The sequence below is a fragment of the Mycobacterium sp. 852002-51961_SCH5331710 genome (assembly GCF_001665535.1).
Classification (GTDB): domain Bacteria; phylum Actinomycetota; class Actinomycetes; order Mycobacteriales; family Mycobacteriaceae; genus Mycobacterium.
Genome location: NZ_LZSQ01000123.1, coordinates 117271 through 133825 on the forward strand (window position 1 = coordinate 117271; position 16555 = coordinate 133825).

A 16555-nucleotide genomic window follows, 5' to 3' on the forward strand; every position below is an offset into this window, starting at 1 on the left:
CTATGCCGGCCGGCGCTCGGGGGCGGCGAACGCCTCCAGATTGTCGTTCAGGAACTCGCGAAGGGTGATCGGTTCGCGGCCGATGAGTTCACCCAACGCCCTCCGGTCGGCGGGAAGCGTGCGTCCACTCGTGGCGACCATGTGGCCGACAGCGGAGATATGCTGTGCCATCGCCGGATTGACGACGTAAGCCGACTCGGCCAGCCTCTCGAGATCGGAGCGCCACTCGTCCCGAGTGACGGCCTCGTAGCGGATGGGACGGCCGGTCATGTCCTCCAGCGCCGCGGCGATGTGGGCGTGGCTGAACACCTCCGAACCCTTGACGTAGTAGACGGGCTCGGGGAAGCGGTCAGGATGCACTAGAGCCATCAGCCCCAACTCGGCAGCGTCGCTACCGCTGATCCAGGCGACCGCGTTGTCTCCGAACGAGTTCCGGATCAGCCCGTGCTCGCGGACGGAGTCGCTGTGCAACACGGCGAGGTTTTCGTGAAACAGCGCGGCGACCCGCAGGATGACCAAATCGAGGCCGGCCCATTCCAGAATCTGCTCGGCGAGCCACTGCGCGCGGCCGAGGTCGCTCGGGTTGTCGGGGTGGGCGGGGCCCATCGACATCACCACCGTGCGGGGTCGCCGCCCCACTTCGCGCACCGCCGCGGCGTAATTGGCGGCGGCCGCAACCACTCCGGCATCGATCGGGTACATGAAGTACGCCAGGTCCACGTCCGTCAACGCGGGTAGCAGGCTGCGGCGATCGTGAAGATCGCCGACCACGACCTCGGCGCCCAGGCCGGCAAGGCGGTCGGTGCGCTCGCTGAGTGTGCGCACGAGCACCCGGACCGCATGGCCCTCGTCCCTGAGCCGACGCACAAGATGTTCGCCGGTGTTGCCGTGGCGTCCGGTGGCACCGGTCACCAGAATCGGGTTGTCTGACATCGGTTGGCTCCCTTTCGGATCAGTCGACCGTGAACAGCACCTTGCCGCCCCGTTCGGGCGTCTCGGCGTGGGCGAAGGCCTTGGCGTACTCGCCGAGGTGGTAGGTCCCCTCGACCGGTACCGACAGCTCGCTGTCGGCCACCAGGCCGGCGAGGTGGGTGAGCGTGTGTTTGATCTCGGGCCGCGGCGCGCGCGAATACCAGTTGCCGAGCCAGAACCCGGTGAAGGTCACCTCTTTTGCGAACAGCGTCGCCGACGACGGGCCGGTCGGCGCCCCGGTCAACGAGCCGTAGGTGATCGCCGTTCCGCGGAACTTCAGCGCGGCGACCAGTTCTGCCGCGAGTGTGCCGCCCAGCGGGTCGATGACCAGGCTCAGTTCCTCGCCGCCGAGTTCGCGCTTGATGTCGGACGCCAGGTTGGGTCCGCTGACGAGTACGACGTCACCACCGGCCAGACGGATCTCTTCGGCGGCGTCCTCGCGGCGAACCACGTTGAGCGTCTTCAATCCTCGCCGTTTGGCCAGTGCCACCACGAGGCGACCGACCGCTGAGTTCGCCGCGGTTTGGCCGACCCAGTCACCGGCCTGGAGGTTGACGCGCTCGAGCAACAGATGCGCGGTCGGGGGATTGATCGTCAGCATCGCCAATTGCAGCGGATCAGTGTCACCGGGCACTTCGACCACGTCGTCCGCGGCCACTGAGATCTGTTGTGACCAGGTGCCGTATTCGTACGTGGGCAGCACGATCACGCGCTTGCCGACGATAGCGCGGTCCACGCCGGGGCCGGCTTCGGTGACGATGCCGACGCCCTCGGCGCCGACGGTCGCAGGCAACTCGGGGCGGACGAGGTACTTGCCGCGGACCAGTAACAGGTCCGACGGGTTGATCGCGGCGGCCTCGAGACGGACCGAGACCTGGCCGTGGGCGGGGGGCGCTGGCGGATCGTCGACGAGCTGGACGGAATCCTCGGGGTCACCGAACTGGGTCAACACGAGATGCTGCATCAGAAACCTCCGTACTTCGACGCTGTGGCATCAAAGTACACCGATCGGTTTTCAACATGCTAGATGTTGTGACGCTTCAGATATTCGGGAATGACGAGCGGCGTGATGCGTTCGCGCCCAGAGCATCTGTCCTAGACGGTCTGGTCGAGTACCTCAAAACGCGGCGTGGCGGCAGGATACCGATCGGTATACTGGGGCGATGACTGAGCAGGCCGCAGTCCGCGGGGGTCGGGGCGCGCGAGAGCGCCTGGCCGCCACCGCGGCCAAGCTGTTCTACCGCAACGGCATCAACGCCACCGGTATCGAGGCGGTGATCCAACACGCAAAGGTGTCGAAACGGACCCTCTATCAACACTTCTCAAGTAAAAGCGAGCTCGTCGAAGAGTACCTGCGCAGGCTCAACGCGTCGGGCACCCCGATGGAGCGTCCGCTGGACCGGTCGGACTTGGCACCTCGGGAGCGGCTGCTGGCGATCTTCGACGCTCCACCGGTCGAGAAGTTTCGCGGCTGTCCGTTCCACAACGCCGCGGTGGAGTCGGCCGGAGCGTGGCCCGAGATCGACGACCTGGTGCGTGCGCACAAGAGGCGCTTCGCCGAGCGGCTCATCGCCGTCGCCGACGAGGCCGGCGCGCGCGACGCCTATGCGCTCGGCAACCAGTTGATGGTGTTGTTCGAAGGCGCCACAGCCCTGGCCACGTCGCTCGACGACACCGCGGCGCTGCTGCATGCCCGCTCGGCGGCAGCCCAGTTGATCGACGACGCCACTGACGGTGTCGGGCATCCCGCCTAAACTCGTGAGGCGGGCTCCTCAACGCGGCTCGTCCCTCGCCGCTTGATCGTCGCCCGCCTAAACTCGGCCACGTGCTTATCGGTTCTCACGTCCACGGTGACGATCCGCTCGCAGCGGCGCAGGCCGACGGTGCCGACGTCGTGCAGTTCTTCCTTGGCAACCCGCAGAGCTGGAAGAAACCCAAGCCGCGCGAGGACGCCGACGCGCTCAAGGCGTCCAGCATCCCGCTCTACGTGCACGCGCCGTATCTGATCAACGTGGCGTCGGCCAACAACCGGGTGCGTATCCCGTCGCGCAAGATCCTGCAGGACACCTGCGACGCGGCCGCCGAGGTCGGCGCGACGGCGGTCATCGTGCACGGCGGTCACGCCGACGACAAGGACTGGGACGCCGGTTTCGAACGCTGGGTCAAGGCGCTCGACTACCTCGAGACCGAGGTGCCGGTGTACCTGGAGAACACCGCGGGCGGCGACCACGCGATGGCCAGGCACTTCGACGTCATCGCCCGGCTGTGGGACCACATCGGAGACAAAGGCATCGGGTTCTGCCTGGACACCTGCCACGCCTGGGCCGCCGGCGAGGTGCTGGTCGACGCCGTCGACCGCATCAAGGCCATCACCGGGCGCATCGACCTGGTGCACTGCAACGACTCGCGTGACGCCGCCGGTTCCGGCGCAGACCGGCACGCCAACTTCGGCACCGGTCAGATCGACCCGCAGCTGCTCGTGGCGGTCGTCAAGGCCGCCGACGCCCCGGTGATCTGCGAGACCGCGGACGAAGGGCGCAAGGATGACATCGCGTTTCTGCGCGAACACCTCGACTAGCTCGCTGGTCACGATCCGCTAACCGAACGGTCCTCGAACCGTGGGTGACGTCGGGGTGAACTAGATTCATCCGAGTGGCCGCGGTCGACCAGTCATCTGTCGCGGTGTCGAGCGCTGCTGAGCGGTCCGACGCCCGCGCACGTCGGCTCGCCATCGTGCGATGGGTCGCGATCCTGACGTGGGCCACCGTCATCGTCTACCGGACCGTCACCTCCGGATTCGCCTTCAACCGCGAACTCGTCCTGCTCTACATCGCGACCGGGCTGCTGGCCGCGAGCATCGGACAGGGACGCCGCATGCTCTACGTCATCTGGGACTGGCTGCCGTTCGCGCTGATACTCATCGCCTACGACCTGAGCAGGGGCGCGGCCGACATGGTCGGTCGACCGACGCTGTGGGAGTGGCCGGCCGAGGTGGACCGTTGGCTGTTCAGCGGCACCGTGCCCACGGTGTGGCTGCAGGAGCAGCTCAAACAGGCTCATCCTCCATGGTGGGAGGTCGTGGGTAGCTGCGTGTACATGTCCTTCTTCATCCTTCCCTACGTGGTCGCCGGAGTGCTGTGGCTGCGCAATCGGGACGAGTGGAAGGCGTTCGTGCGGCTGTTCGTCGGATTGAACTTCGCAGGCCTGCTCATCTACGCCCTGGTGCCCGCCGCGCCACCGTGGGCGGCGGCCCGCTGCACTCCGGCCGAGATCGCGGGCGGACCGGCCGACGCCCGCTGCATGTTCCGCTCCGCGCGTGGAGTGCCCGACGGCGGTGTGCTCGGGCCGATGCAGTCCAGTCAGGACGGCGCGAACCAGTGGATCGAGCGAATCGTCGGACGGGGCTGGGGCAACCTCAACCTGCACTCGGCGACCGCACTGCTCGATGCGGGCCAAGCCAGCGTCAACCTGGTAGCAGCGATCCCGTCTCTGCATGCGGGGATGACCGCGGCCATCGCCGCCTTCCTGTGGCACCGCGTCCACGGAGCCTGGCGTCCACTGCTCGCCGCTTATGTACTCGTGATGGCCTTCACGCTGGTCTACACCGCCGAGCACTACGTCATCGACATCCTGTTGGGATGGGCGCTCGCCGCCGCGGTGATCTTCGTCCTCAACCGCTACGGGAAACGCCGCCGGGCCAGGACCTCGCAGGCGCCGGAACCGTCGGCGTCGGCAGTGGTCGGACCCGATGAACCCGACGCAGCGGCGGAGCCCGCCGAGCCCGAACCCGTCGAGGCCGAATCCCTCGTCGTGGCCGAGCCGAGCCGCCGCGTGGTCGCCGAACTCGACAGCCGCTGACCGACAGCCACAGCAGTATTACAGCTATTGTGCAGTTGTTGGCGAAAGTGTAATAGTGGTCGCATGGCAGATACGCACGTCGTCACCAACCAGGTCCCTCCGCTGGAGGACTACAACCCGGCGACCTCGCCGGTCCTCACCGAGGCGCTGATCCGCGAAGGCGGCGAATGGGGGCTCGACGAGGTCACCGAGTTGGGCGCGTTGTCGGGCTCGCAGCAGGCGCAGCGCTGGGGTGAGTTGGCCGACCGCAACCAACCGATCCTTCGCACACACGACCGCTACGGCCACCGCGTCGACGAAGTCGAGTACGACCCCGCCTACCACTCGCTGATGAAGGTGGCCATCGGGCACGGGCTACACGCCGCGCCGTGGGCCGACGATCGGCCGGGCGCCCACGTCGTGCGCGCCGCCAAGACGTCGGTGTGGACCCCCGAGCCCGGCCATATCTGCCCGATCTCGATGACCTACGCCGTCGTCCCCGCCCTGCGAGCCAACCCCGAACTCGCCAAGGTCTACGAACCACTGCTGACCAGCCGCCAATACGACCCCGAATTGAAGGTGCCCACCACCAAGGTCGGCATCACCGCGGGCATGTCGATGACCGAGAAGCAGGGCGGGTCCGACGTGCGCGCGGGCACCACGCAGGCGACGCCGAACGCAGACGGCAGCTACAGCTTGACCGGCCACAAGTGGTTCACCTCTGCGCCGATGTGCGACATCTTCCTGGTTCTGGCACAAGCACCCAAGGGGCTGTCGTGCTTCTTCCTGCCGCGGGTCCTGCCCGACGGCAGCCGCAATCGCATGTTCCTGCAGCGGCTCAAGGACAAGCTCGGCAACCATGCCAACGCCTCGTCCGAGGTGGAATACGACGGTGCGACCGCGTGGCTGGTAGGGGAGGAAGGCCGCGGCGTGCCCACCATCATCGAGATGGTCAACCTCACCCGGCTGGACTGCACGCTGGGCAGCGCGACGAGTATGCGCAACGGCCTGACCCGCGCCATCCACCACGCTCAGCACCGAAAGGCGTTCGGCGAGTACCTGATTGACCAGCCTCTGATGCGCAACGTGCTGGCCGACCTCGCCGTCGAGGCCGAGGCGGCGACCATCCTGGCGATGCGCATGGCCGGCGCCACCGACGCGGCGGTGCGCGGTGACGAGCGCGAGACGCTGCTGCGGCGCATCGGACTGGCGGCGGGCAAGTACTGGGTGTGCAAGCGCGCCACGCCACACGCCGGAGAGGCCATGGAGTGCCTGGGTGGCAACGGCTACGTCGAGGAGTCCGGTATGCCGAGGCTCTACCGCGAGGCGCCGCTGATGGGTATCTGGGAAGGGTCGGGCAACGTCAGTGCGCTGGACACGTTGCGCGCCATGGCCACTCGTCCGGAATGCATCGACGTGCTGTTCGACGAACTCGGTCAGACGACGGGTGCCGATCCTCGCCTCGACGCCCACGTCCAGGCGCTGCGCCCCGCGCTCGGCGATCTCGAAACCATCCAATACCGCGCCCGTAAGGTCGCCGAGGACATCAGCCTCGCACTGCAGGGCTCTCTGTTGGTGCGCCACGGACACCCCGCGGTCGCGGAGGCGTTCCTCGCCACCCGGATGGGCGGGGCCTGGGGCGGCGCGTTCGGAACGCTTCCCACCGGGCTCGACCTCGCGCCGATCATCGAGCGCGCGTTGGTCAAGGGATGACGTTATTTCGGCGAGCAGACGGGAAACTGCCGCTTTTCGCGGGATTTTGGTCACTTTTGCGTCTGCTCGCGAGGGTGAGGTGACACGACGATGACGCACGCGATCAGGCCGGTCGACTTCGACAACCTCAAGACGATGACCTACGAGGTCACGGACCGGGTCGCCCGCATCACGTTCAACCGTCCGGAGAAGGGCAACGCGATCGTCGCGGACACGCCGCTGGAACTGTCGGCGTTGGTGGAGCGGGCCGACCTCGACCCGAATGTGCACGTGATCCTCGTTTCCGGTCGGGGAGACGGCTTCTGCGGCGGTTTCGATCTCTCGGCGTACGCGGAGGGTTCGTCGTCGGCGGGAGGCGGCAGCCCCTACCGTGACACCGTGCTGTCCGGCAGGACACAGGGGGAGAACAGCCGGCCCGATCAGCCGTGGGATCCGATGATCGATTACCAGATGATGAGCCGGTTCGTCCGCGGTTTCTCCAGCCTGATGCGTTGCGACAAGCCGACAGTGGTCAAGATCCACGGCTACTGCATCGCCGGCGGCACCGACATCGCGCTGCACGCCGACCAGGTGATCGCCGCCGCGGATGCCAAGATCGGCTACCCGCCTACCCGCGTCTGGGGTGTGCCCGCAGCCGGCATGTGGGCACATCGGCTCGGGGACCAGCGAGCCAAACGCCTTCTGCTGACCGGTGATTCGATCACCGGCGCGCAGGCCGCCGAATGGGGGCTCGCGGTGGAGGCGCCGGCGCCCGAGGATCTCGACGAGCGCACCGAACGGCTGGTCGAGCGGATCGCGCGGGTTCCGGTCAACCAGCTCATCATGGTCAAGCTGGCGATGAATTCGGCGCTGTACAACCAGGGCACCGCGAACAGCGCGATGATCTCCACGGTGTTCGACGGGATCGCCCGGCACACGCCGGAAGGGCACGCGTTCGTCGCGCTGTCCCGCGAGCAGGGGTTCCGCGAAGCCGTTCGCCAGCGCGACGAACCGTTCGACGATTACGGCCGCAGGGCCTCCGGGGTCTGATGCCGAAGTCGCTGTCGCGGATGCCGGCTCGCTCCGTCGTGCTGAGCGTGCTGCTCGGCGCGCACCCGGCCTGGGCCACCGCAAGCGAGCTCATCAGGCTCACCGCCGATTTCGGCATCAGGGAGTCGACGGTGCGCGTCGCGCTGACGCGGATGGTCAGCGCAGGCGATTTGGTGCGGTCCGAGGACGGCTACCGATTGTCGGACCGTCTGATGACGCGTCAGCGCCGTCAGGACGACGCGATCAATCCGCGGCTGCGTCGGTGGGAGGGCGGCTGGACCACCGTGGTGATCACCAGCGTCGGCACCGACGCCCGGGCCAGGGCCGGCCTGCGAAGCACGTTGCACGACGGCCGGTTCGCCGAACTGCGCGAGGGAGTGTGGCTGCGGCCCGACAACCTGGACACGGCGCTGCCGCCGGAGGCCCTGCAACGCGTGCGCGTGCTCGTGGCCCGCGACGCCGAACCCGCAGAGCTGGCGGCGCGATTGTGGGACCTACCCGCGTGGGCCCGCACGGGTCGGGCCTTGCTCGACGAAATCGCTTCGGCGCCAGATGTACCCGCGCGGTTCGCCGTCGCGGCCGCGATCGTCCGCCACCTGCTCACCGACCCGGTGCTGCCGGAAGAACTGCTGCCCGATGACTGGCCCGGCGCCGCGTTGCGTCAGGTCTACAACGACTTCGCCGCGGAGCTGTCCGCGCGGCGCGACAGTACTGGATCGTCACTCACGCGACGTGAGCAACTGATGGAGGCGACATGACCGGTGGAGGAGTGCGGGTCGAGAAGGACGGTGCCGTCACGACGGTGATCATGAATCGCCGGCAAGCACGCAACGCCGTCAACGGTCCGGCGGCCGCTGAGCTGTACGCGGCGTTCGACGAGTTCGACAAGGACGACTCGGCCGCCGTCGCGGTGCTGTGGGGTGACAACGGGACATTCTGCGCAGGAGCCGATCTCAAGGCGTTCGGAACACCGGACGCCAATCCGGTGCATCGCAGCGGACCCGGGCCCATGGGGCCGAGCCGAATGGTGTTGTCCAAACCGGTGATCGCCGCCGTGAGCGGATACGCCGTGGCCGGCGGCCTGGAGTTGGCGTTGTGGTGCGATCTGCGCGTCGTCGAGGAGGACGCGATCATGGGTGTGTTCTGCCGACGCTGGGGCGTACCGCTGATCGACGGGGGAACCGTGCGGCTGCCACGACTCATCGGCCACAGCCGCGCAATGGATCTCATCCTGACCGGCCGCGCCGTCGACGCGCCCGAGGCCCTGGCGATGGGCCTAGCCAATCGCATGGTGCCCAAAGGTGAAGCGCGCCAACGGGCCGAGGAACTGGCCGCCGAATTGGCCGGGTTGCCGCAGCAGTGCATGCGCGCCGACCGGCTATCGGCGCTGAACCAGTGGGGCCGCTCGGAGGCCGAGGCGATGGACTTCGAGTTCGGCAGCATGTCCCGCGTGGCCGCCGAATCCCTAGAAGGGGCCGCCCGTTTCGCCGCCGGTGCGGGCAGGCACGGCGCGAGCGCCTAAGGGCGCCTGATCAGCCCTTGGAGATCTTGTTGTTGTTGCCGGTGTCGTTGACCTTCGGGTCGCCGTCTTTGTAGGTCACCGTGTTGTTGAGACCGACGACGCTGATCTCCTTGTCGACCTTCTCGAAGGTGACCTTGTTGTCGGCGCCGCCGATGTTCACGTTCGCGCAGGTGCCCTTGACGGTCAGCGTGTTGTTCGACCCGCCGATGTTCAGCGATTTCCCGTCGGCGCAGTCGATGTCGGCCGTGGTTCCGAACGAGCCGTAGTTGATCGTGTTGCCGACTTCGACCTGAGCGCCCGACGAACCCGCCGTCGCGGTCGGGGTGTTGGTGTCGGAACTCTCGGATCCGCAGCCGGCGAGCAGAAGCGCCGCAGCGGCAGCACCGACGAGGGGATAGGCGATGGATGTGGCGCGCATGCTCATGCGGGCACCCGGTTGATGCGGTTGGTCATGCCCAATTCGCGTCCACGGTCCAAGATGAGCGGGTTGCCGTTCTTGTACAACACCGTCTGATCCCAGCCGTACACCGTGATGTCGTTGATCACGTTGTCGGCGACGACGAGGTTGCCGTTGCCCTGCATCGTCACCGCCCAACAGTTCCCCAATGTGGTGATCCGATTGTTCGCGCCGTTGACGAGCAAGGTGGAGTCGGCGCAGTCGATCGTGTCGACGATGCCGATGCCCGTGATGGTGGTGTCGGTTCCCCGATGCGCGCCGACGACGCTGTTGTCGGCGCACTGACGCAACAATGGGTTGCAGACCACCGGCTCCGCCTGCGCGACGGGAGCGGCGAGGGTCAGCGGAAACACCGTGGCCGATGCCGCAAGTGATCGGGCTGCAACAGTCCACATCATGGACAAGAGCGTACGTTGCCGCGTTGCGCTGTTGGGATGGTTCACCCGAGTCGCTATTAACGGTTGTGCTGGGTAGCGTGAGCGGCGATGCATTCGCGGTTCGGTCCGATTGCTGTCGCGGCGGTCGTAGCGGTGGCGGCGGTGGCGGGGTGTGCTGAGACCGTCAACGGAACCGCGCAGCGCGCCACCCCCGGCGTCCCCGATCCCGACCGCGACTACGGCTACGTCGACGACCGCTGCGGTCTACTCGACGACGAGACCGTCCAGGAGATCCTGGTCGCCGAGAACGTCGTGCGGCCCTACAGCGGTGCGGTCTGTCAGTACGTCCTCTTTCGCGGCGACGTGACGGTCGATGCGACGTACTCCTGGTTCGAGCACGGAAGCCTCGACCGGGAGCGCGCGCTCGCCGACGAGCGTGGCGCGCAGATCACCGAGACGGACATCGAGCGCCACCCGGCCTTCACGGCTCGGCGCGACATCACCGGCGCGGCGTGCTCGGTCACCGCCGCGGCGGGCAGCGGAGTCCTCAGCTGGTGGGTGCAGTTCCGCGATCAGCGCGCCGGCGATCCGTGCCAGGAGGCGCAAAAGCTGCTGTCGGCCACCCTGAAATCGGAGATGTGACCGTGTGCGCCCGGTGGATTCGCCGACTGGCCGCGTTGTCCGCGTGCGCCGCGCTGCTGACAGCGTGCGGGTCGTCCGACGAGTCACCGACGTCCTCACCGACCGCCAAACCCGGCGGCGGATTCCGCAGCGGCGACTGCAACGGCATCACCGACGCAGACATCGCCGCGGCAGTCGGCTCGGAGGAGTACACCAAGGCGGTCGTCAGCGACGCGGGCTGCTTCTGGCAGGAGAACACGGTGTTCGGCACCGTCGGCGCCGGGATGGGCATCTCGACCTGGTGGTACCGCGGCAGCGACATGGACACCGAGCGGACGCTCGAACAGCAGGCCGGCCGCACGCTGACCGAACTGTCCGTCGACGGCAACAAGGGCTTCAAGGCGTTCGACGCGAACGCCTGCAGTTTTTATGTGGCCAAGGGCGGCGACGTCATCACGTGGTCCATCCAGACGATGAACCCCGCGACGCTGCCGGATCTGTGCTCGATCACCGAACAACTCGCCGAGCTCAGCCAGGAGCGCGTCAACTGACTCCAAGGGAACTAGAGGTGTTAGTTTTCTCCGGGAATCAACGACGGAATCGACGACGGCAAGGGGGCGAAGCGCAAATGGCCCAGCCCTCGAGCACGCCCGCCAGGAGAGCGCCCCGGCTCAGTCGCGAATCGATCGTCAACGCCGCACTGACCTTCCTGGACCGTGAAGGTTGGGACGCGCTGACGATCAACGCGCTCGCCACCCAGCTCGGTACCAAGGGGCCGTCGCTCTACAACCACGTCAACAGCCTCGAGGACCTGCGCAGAACGGTGCGGATGCGCGTCGTCGGCGACATCATCGGCATGCTCACCAACGTCGCCGAGGGCCGCACCCGCGACGATGCGGTGACCGCGATGGCCAGCGCCTACCGCAGCTATGCCCATCACCATCCGGGGCGCTATTCGGCGTTCACCCGGATGCCGCTGGGCGGCGACGACCCCGAATTCACCGGTGCCACCCGGGCGGCCGCGGCGCCCGTCATCGCGGTCCTGGCGTCCTACGGACTCGAGGGTGAGAACGCGTTCTATGCGGCGCTGGAGTTTTGGTCGGCCATGCACGGATTCGTGCTGCTGGAGATGACCGGGGCGATGGAGGGTATCGACACCGACGCCGTGTACAGCGACATGGTGATGCGGTTGGCGTCCGGGATGGAGCGCCGGTAGCTGCGCGTGCCGGCCCATCCAGGAGAAGGTAACCTGACCTGCGGTTAGGGCGCAGCCGACGGGTTTGGAGCGCTGCCCCTGTGCTGGTATTGTGGACGATCGTGCCTGGCAGATAAGGCGCTTTGCGGGTGCGTTTACCGAAGGAACCCGCTGAGCGTGCCTGCACGCCGGGCCAATTCGCATGTCGCCATGCTCTGAGAATTGAGGCAATGCCTTCGAATTGCTTCGGGCGGGCGCGTGCGACACACCCGGTCGCGGGGTGCGCAACCGGGGCAAAACAGCAGTACAGAGACTTGACCAGAACTTAAGAAGCAGCAACACAGAAAGCCGGTAGATGCCAACCATCCAGCAGCTGGTCCGCAAGGGTCGCCACGACAAGCCCGCGAAGGCGAAGACCGCGGCCCTCAAGGGCAGCCCGCAGCGTCGCGGAGTGTGCACCCGCGTGTACACGACCACCCCGAAGAAGCCGAACTCGGCGCTTCGGAAGGTCGCGCGCGTCAAGCTCACCAGCGCGGTCGAGGTCACCGCCTACATCCCGGGCGAGGGCCACAACCTGCAGGAGCACTCGATGGTGCTGGTGCGCGGCGGCCGTGTGAAGGACCTGCCGGGTGTGCGCTACAAGATCATCCGCGGCTCCCTGGACACCCAGGGCGTGAAGAACCGCAAGCAGGCGCGTAGCCGTTACGGCGCGAAGAAGGAGAAGAGCTGATGCCGCGCAAGGGACCGGCACCCAAGCGTCCGTTGGTCAACGATCCGGTCTACGGGTCGCAGCTGGTCACCCAGCTGGTCAACAAGGTTCTGCTGGACGGGAAGAAATCGCTGGCCGAACGCATTGTTTATGGTGCGCTCGAACAGGCCCGCGAGAAGACCGGCACCGATCCGGTGGTCACCCTCAAGCGCGCTCTGGACAACGTCAAGCCGGCACTCGAGGTTCGCAGCCGTCGCGTCGGTGGCGCCACCTATCAGGTTCCCGTCGAGGTGCGTCCGGATCGCTCGGTCACGCTGGCACTGCGGTGGCTGGTCAGCTTTTCCAAGGCCCGCCGCGAGAAGACCATGATCGAGCGCCTGGCGAACGAGATCCTCGACGCCAGCAATGGCCTGGGTGCCGCCGTGAAGCGGCGTGAGGACACCCACAAGATGGCCGAGGCAAACCGCGCCTTCGCGCACTACCGCTGGTGATAGCCGCCGGCGTGCAGTGTTGCCGCCGGCGCAATGACCACACAGCAACTACCAAGCGAGAGAGAAGACTTCTGTGGCACAGAAGGACGTGCTTACCGACCTGAACAAGGTCCGCAACATCGGCATCATGGCTCACATCGATGCCGGCAAGACGACGACGACCGAACGCATCCTGTACTACACCGGCGTCAACTACAAGATCGGTGAGACGCACGACGGCGCTTCGACCACGGACTGGATGGAGCAGGAGCAGGAGCGGGGGATCACCATCACCTCCGCGGCCGTCACGTGTTTCTGGAACGACAACCAGATCAACATCATCGACACCCCCGGCCACGTCGACTTCACCGTCGAGGTGGAGCGCAGCCTGCGCGTGCTCGACGGTGCCGTGGCCGTCTTCGACGGCAAGGAAGGTGTCGAGCCGCAGTCCGAGCAGGTCTGGCGCCAGGCCGACAAGTACGACGTGCCGCGCATCTGCTTCGTCAACAAGATGGACAAGCTCGGTGCGGACTTCTACTTCACCGTGCGCACCATCGAGGAGCGCCTCGGAGCCCAGCCGCTGGTGATCCAGCTGCCGATCGGCGCGGAGAACGACTTCATCGGCATCGTCGACCTGGTCGAGATGAAGGCCAAGGTATGGCGCGGCGAGACCGCCCTCGGTGAGAAGTACGAGGTCGAGGACATCCCGGCCGAGCTCGCCGAGAAGGCCGAGGAGTACCGGACCAAGCTGCTCGAGACGGTCGCCGAGACCGACGAGGAGCTGCTGGACAAGTACGTCGGCGGCGAGGAGCTCACCGTTGCCGAGATCAAGGCCGCGATCCGCAAGCTGACCGTCAGCTCCGAGCTGTACCCGGTGCTGTGCGGCAGCGCGTTCAAGAACAAGGGCGTGCAGCCCATGCTCGACGCGGTCATCGACTACCTGCCGTCGCCGCTGGATGTCGAGTCGGTGCAGGGTCACGTGCCCGGCAAGGAAGACGAGGCCATCAGCCGCAAGCCGTCGGTGGACGAGCCGTTCTCGGCGCTGGCTTTCAAGATCGCCGTGCACCCGTTCTTCGGCAAGCTGACCTACGTGCGCGTCTACTCCGGCACGGTCGAGTCCGGCTCGCAGGTGATCAACTCCACCAAGGGCAAGAAGGAGCGGCTGGGCAAGCTGTTCCAGATGCACGCCAATAAGGAGAACCCGGTTGAGCGGGCCTCCGCGGGGCACATCTACGCCGTGATCGGTCTGAAGGACACCACCACCGGTGACACCCTGTCCGACGCCAACGAGCAGATCGTGCTCGAGTCGATGACGTTCCCGGACCCGGTCATCGAGGTGGCCATCGAGCCGAAGACCAAGAGCGACCAGGAGAAGCTCGGCACAGCGATCCAGAAGCTGGCCGAGGAGGACCCGACGTTCAAGGTCCACCTGGACCAGGAGACCGGCCAGACCGTCATCGGCGGCATGGGCGAGCTTCACCTCGACATCCTCGTCGACCGGATGAAGCGCGAGTTCAAGGTCGAGGCCAACGTCGGCAAGCCGCAGGTGGCCTACCGCGAGACGATCAAGCGCAAGGTCGAGAAGGTCGAGTACACCCACAAGAAGCAGACGGGTGGCTCCGGCCAGTTCGCCAAGGTGCTCATCGACCTCGAGCCGTTCACCGGCGAGGACGGTGCGACCTACGAATTCGAGAACAAGGTCACCGGTGGCCGCATCCCGCGCGAGTACATCCCGTCGGTGGATGCCGGCGCCCAGGACGCGATGCAGTACGGCGTGCTGGCGGGTTATCCGCTGGTGAACCTCAAGGTGACTCTGCTCGACGGTGCCTACCACGAGGTGGACTCGTCGGAAATGGCGTTCAAAGTTGCGGGTTCACAGGTGCTGAAGAAGGCCGCGCAGGCGGCCCAGCCCGTGATCCTCGAGCCGATCATGGCGGTCGAAGTGACCACACCCGAGGACTACATGGGTGACGTGATCGGTGACCTGAACTCCCGCCGTGGTCAGATCCAGGCCATGGAGGAGCGATCGGGTGCCCGCGTCGTCAAGGCGCAGGTACCGCTGTCGGAGATGTTCGGCTACGTCGGAGACCTTCGGTCGAAGACCCAGGGCCGGGCAAACTACTCCATGGTGTTCGACTCGTACGCCGAGGTTCCGGCGGCCGTGTCGAAGGAGATCATCGCGAAGGCGACGGGTCAGTGAGAATCGAGGGCCGCCAGGCCCGAGGATCGGAGCTGAGCCGGAGCCGAGCCATGAATGGCGCTAAGGCAACCGGGCAGTAGCCCCGGTTGCTCTGCGGCGAGAAACAACTGCAAAGATCAACACTGCTTTAGACAAGCACCAACACAGTCCAGGAGGACCACACAGTGGCGAAGGCGAAGTTCGAGCGGACGAAGCCGCACGTCAACATCGGGACCATTGGTCACGTTGACCACGGCAAGACGACGCTGACCGCAGCAATCACCAAGGTGCTGCACGACAAGTTTCCCGAATTGAACGAGTCGCGCGCATTCGACCAGATCGACAATGCGCCTGAGGAGCGTCAGCGCGGCATCACGATCAACATCTCCCACGTGGAGTACCAGACCGACAAGCGCCACTACGCGCACGTCGATGCACCCGGTCACGCCGACTACATCAAGAACATGATCACCGGCGCCGCCCAGATGGACGGCGCGATCCTGGTGGTCGCGGCGACCGACGGCCCGATGCCGCAGACGCGTGAGCACGTGCTGCTCGCCCGCCAGGTGGGCGTGCCCTACATCCTGGTCGCGTTGAACAAGGCCGACGCGGTCGACGACGAGGAGCTCATCGAGCTCGTCGAGATGGAGGTCCGCGAACTGCTGGCCGCCCAGGAGTTCGACGAGGACGCCCCGGTCATCCGCGTGTCGGCGCTCAAGGCGCTCGAGGGTGACGAGAAGTGGGTCAAGTCCGTCGAGGAGCTCATGGAGGCCGTCGACGAGTCGATCCCGGATCCGGTCCGCGAGACCGACAAGCCGTTCCTGATGCCCGTCGAGGACGTCTTCACGATCACCGGCCGCGGCACCGTGGTCACCGGTCGCGTCGAGCGTGGCGTGATCAACGTGAACGAGGAAGTCGAGATCGTCGGCATCCGCCCCGACACCACCAAGACCACGGTCACCGGTGTCGAGATGTTCCGCAAGCTGCTCGACCAGGGCCAGGCCGGCGACAACGTCGGTCTGCTGCTGCGCGGCATCAAGCGCGAGGACGTCGAGCGCGGTCAGGTCGTCGTGAAGCCCGGCACCACCACGCCGCACACCGAGTTTGAGGGCCAGGTCTACATCCTGTCCAAGGACGAGGGCGGCCGGCACACGCCGTTCTTCAACAACTACCGTCCGCAGTTCTACTTCCGTACCACGGACGTGACCGGCGTGGTGACGCTGCCGGAGGGCACCGAGATGGTGATGCCCGGTGACAACACCGACATCTCCGTCAAGCTCATCCAGCCCGTCGCCATGGACGAGGGTCTGCGCTTCGCGATTCGCGAGGGCGGCCGTACCGTCGGCGCCGGCCGGGTCACGAAGATCATCAAGTAGTCGGCCCTGCCGACGTGATCATTCAAGTGATCTAGTCTCTGCTGCGAAGCGGCGCTCACCTTCGGGTGGGCGCCGCTTTCGTTTCTGCGCGACGGCTG

General features: G+C 66.5%; 18 protein-coding genes. 14 read left to right on the top strand and 4 right to left on the bottom strand.

Going from position 1 to position 16555, the window contains the following annotated elements:
- Nucleotides 1-933, bottom strand: a complete 933-nt coding sequence (locus tag A5752_RS23500; RefSeq protein WP_067090909.1) for an NmrA family NAD(P)-binding protein — start codon at nt 931-933, stop codon at nt 1-3.
- Nucleotides 934-952: 19 nt separating this feature from the next.
- On the bottom strand, nt 953-1936 hold the full coding sequence (locus tag A5752_RS23505) for a zinc-dependent alcohol dehydrogenase family protein (RefSeq protein ID WP_067090910.1): 984 nt from the start codon (nt 1934-1936) through the stop codon (nt 953-955).
- A gap of 199 nt (nt 1937-2135) precedes the next feature.
- Here A5752_RS23505 and A5752_RS23510 point away from each other — a divergent pair, with 199 nt between their 5' ends.
- The 7 genes from A5752_RS23510 to A5752_RS23540 all read left to right on the top strand — a co-directional run bounded on the left by A5752_RS23510 (nt 2136) and on the right by A5752_RS23540 (nt 9073).
- Nucleotides 2136-2726 carry a TetR/AcrR family transcriptional regulator gene (locus A5752_RS23510; RefSeq protein WP_067090912.1) on the top strand — a complete coding sequence of 197 codons (591 nt, stop codon included), beginning with the start codon at nt 2136-2138 and terminating at the stop codon, nt 2724-2726.
- A 71-nt stretch (nt 2727-2797) separates the two neighbouring features.
- Entirely contained in the window at nt 2798-3550 is a 753-nt protein-coding gene (locus A5752_RS23515) for a deoxyribonuclease IV (protein WP_067090915.1), read from the top strand.
- Nucleotides 3551-3624: 74 nt separating this feature from the next.
- Nucleotides 3625-4830 (top strand): phosphatase PAP2 family protein, encoded by a 1206-nt coding sequence (locus A5752_RS23520; RefSeq protein ID WP_067090917.1) that lies wholly within the window; start codon nt 3625-3627, stop codon nt 4828-4830.
- 63 nt (nt 4831-4893) lie between these two features.
- Nucleotides 4894-6522: an acyl-CoA dehydrogenase family protein gene (locus A5752_RS23525; RefSeq protein ID WP_067090919.1), complete on the top strand. Its 1629-nt coding sequence runs from the start codon at nt 4894-4896 to the stop codon at nt 6520-6522.
- A gap of 90 nt (nt 6523-6612) precedes the next feature.
- Entirely contained in the window at nt 6613-7551 is a 939-nt protein-coding gene (locus A5752_RS23530) for a crotonase/enoyl-CoA hydratase family protein (protein WP_067090920.1), read from the top strand.
- Nucleotides 7551-8309, top strand: a complete 759-nt coding sequence (locus tag A5752_RS23535) for a PaaX family transcriptional regulator C-terminal domain-containing protein (protein ID WP_067090922.1) — start codon at nt 7551-7553, stop codon at nt 8307-8309. Before A5752_RS23530 ends, A5752_RS23535 begins: the two co-directional genes overlap by 1 nt.
- Entirely contained in the window at nt 8306-9073 is a 768-nt protein-coding gene (locus A5752_RS23540; protein WP_197500709.1) for a crotonase/enoyl-CoA hydratase family protein, read from the top strand. The genes A5752_RS23535 and A5752_RS23540 overlap by 4 nt, the downstream gene beginning before the upstream one ends.
- A 10-nt stretch (nt 9074-9083) precedes the next feature.
- Here the strand turns inward: A5752_RS23540 and A5752_RS23545 are convergent, their stop codons facing one another.
- Nucleotides 9084-9491: a DUF3060 domain-containing protein gene (locus A5752_RS23545; protein WP_067090924.1), complete on the bottom strand. Its 408-nt coding sequence runs from the start codon at nt 9489-9491 to the stop codon at nt 9084-9086.
- A gap of 2 nt (nt 9492-9493) precedes the next feature.
- A complete protein-coding gene (locus A5752_RS23550) occupies nt 9494-9928 on the bottom strand; it encodes a DUF3060 domain-containing protein (protein ID WP_067090925.1) in 435 nt (144 codons plus the stop codon).
- 87 nt (nt 9929-10015) lie between these two features.
- Between A5752_RS23550 and A5752_RS23555 the strand changes: the two genes are divergently transcribed.
- The 7 genes from A5752_RS23555 to tuf all read left to right on the top strand — a co-directional run bounded on the left by A5752_RS23555 (nt 10016) and on the right by tuf (nt 16457).
- Nucleotides 10016-10549, top strand: coding sequence for a DUF3558 domain-containing protein (locus A5752_RS23555; RefSeq protein WP_067090926.1), 534 nt, complete (start codon nt 10016-10018; stop codon nt 10547-10549).
- Nucleotides 10550-10551: 2 nt separating this feature from the next.
- Nucleotides 10552-11079, top strand: coding sequence for a DUF3558 domain-containing protein (locus tag A5752_RS23560; protein ID WP_067091499.1), 528 nt, complete (start codon nt 10552-10554; stop codon nt 11077-11079).
- A 77-nt stretch (nt 11080-11156) separates the two neighbouring features.
- Nucleotides 11157-11744, top strand: coding sequence for a TetR/AcrR family transcriptional regulator (locus A5752_RS23565; protein ID WP_067090927.1), 588 nt, complete (start codon nt 11157-11159; stop codon nt 11742-11744).
- A gap of 334 nt (nt 11745-12078) precedes the next feature.
- Nucleotides 12079-12453, top strand: a complete 375-nt coding sequence (rpsL, locus tag A5752_RS23570; protein ID WP_064345572.1) for a 30S ribosomal protein S12 — start codon at nt 12079-12081, stop codon at nt 12451-12453.
- A complete protein-coding gene (rpsG, locus tag A5752_RS23575) occupies nt 12453-12923 on the top strand; it encodes a 30S ribosomal protein S7 (RefSeq protein ID WP_067090928.1) in 471 nt (156 codons plus the stop codon). Before rpsL ends, rpsG begins: the two co-directional genes overlap by 1 nt.
- A 73-nt stretch (nt 12924-12996) precedes the next feature.
- Entirely contained in the window at nt 12997-15102 is a 2106-nt protein-coding gene (gene fusA, locus A5752_RS23580; protein WP_082964035.1) for an elongation factor G, read from the top strand.
- 164 nt (nt 15103-15266) lie between these two features.
- Nucleotides 15267-16457, top strand: coding sequence for an elongation factor Tu (tuf, locus tag A5752_RS23585; protein WP_059165181.1), 1191 nt, complete (start codon nt 15267-15269; stop codon nt 16455-16457).
- The last annotated feature ends 98 nt before the right edge of the window (nt 16458-16555 follow it).

Excerpts from the sequence above, each read along its gene's own strand:
- rpsL (WP_064345572.1), top strand. The coding sequence starts at position 12,079 with ATGCCAACCATCCAGCAGCTGGTCCGCAAGGGTCGCCACGACAAGCCC.
- A5752_RS23510 (WP_067090912.1), top strand. The coding sequence starts at position 2,136 with ATGACTGAGCAGGCCGCAGTCCGCGGGGGTCGGGGCGCGCGAGAGCGC.
- A5752_RS23535 (WP_067090922.1), top strand. The coding sequence starts at position 7,551 with ATGCCGAAGTCGCTGTCGCGGATGCCGGCTCGCTCCGTCGTGCTGAGC.
- A5752_RS23505 (WP_067090910.1), bottom strand. The coding sequence starts at position 1,936 with ATGCAGCATCTCGTGTTGACCCAGTTCGGTGACCCCGAGGATTCCGTC.
- A5752_RS23550 (WP_067090925.1), bottom strand. The coding sequence starts at position 9,928 with ATGATGTGGACTGTTGCAGCCCGATCACTTGCGGCATCGGCCACGGTG.
- rpsG (WP_067090928.1), top strand. The coding sequence starts at position 12,453 with ATGCCGCGCAAGGGACCGGCACCCAAGCGTCCGTTGGTCAACGATCCG.
- A5752_RS23555 (WP_067090926.1), top strand. The coding sequence starts at position 10,016 with ATGCATTCGCGGTTCGGTCCGATTGCTGTCGCGGCGGTCGTAGCGGTG.
- A5752_RS23540 (WP_197500709.1), top strand. The coding sequence starts at position 8,306 with ATGACCGGTGGAGGAGTGCGGGTCGAGAAGGACGGTGCCGTCACGACG.
- A5752_RS23525 (WP_067090919.1), top strand. The coding sequence starts at position 4,894 with ATGGCAGATACGCACGTCGTCACCAACCAGGTCCCTCCGCTGGAGGAC.
- A5752_RS23545 (WP_067090924.1), bottom strand. The coding sequence starts at position 9,491 with ATGCGCGCCACATCCATCGCCTATCCCCTCGTCGGTGCTGCCGCTGCG.
- A5752_RS23500 (WP_067090909.1), bottom strand. The coding sequence starts at position 933 with ATGTCAGACAACCCGATTCTGGTGACCGGTGCCACCGGACGCCACGGC.
- A5752_RS23565 (WP_067090927.1), top strand. The coding sequence starts at position 11,157 with ATGGCCCAGCCCTCGAGCACGCCCGCCAGGAGAGCGCCCCGGCTCAGT.
- A5752_RS23530 (WP_067090920.1), top strand. The coding sequence starts at position 6,613 with ATGACGCACGCGATCAGGCCGGTCGACTTCGACAACCTCAAGACGATG.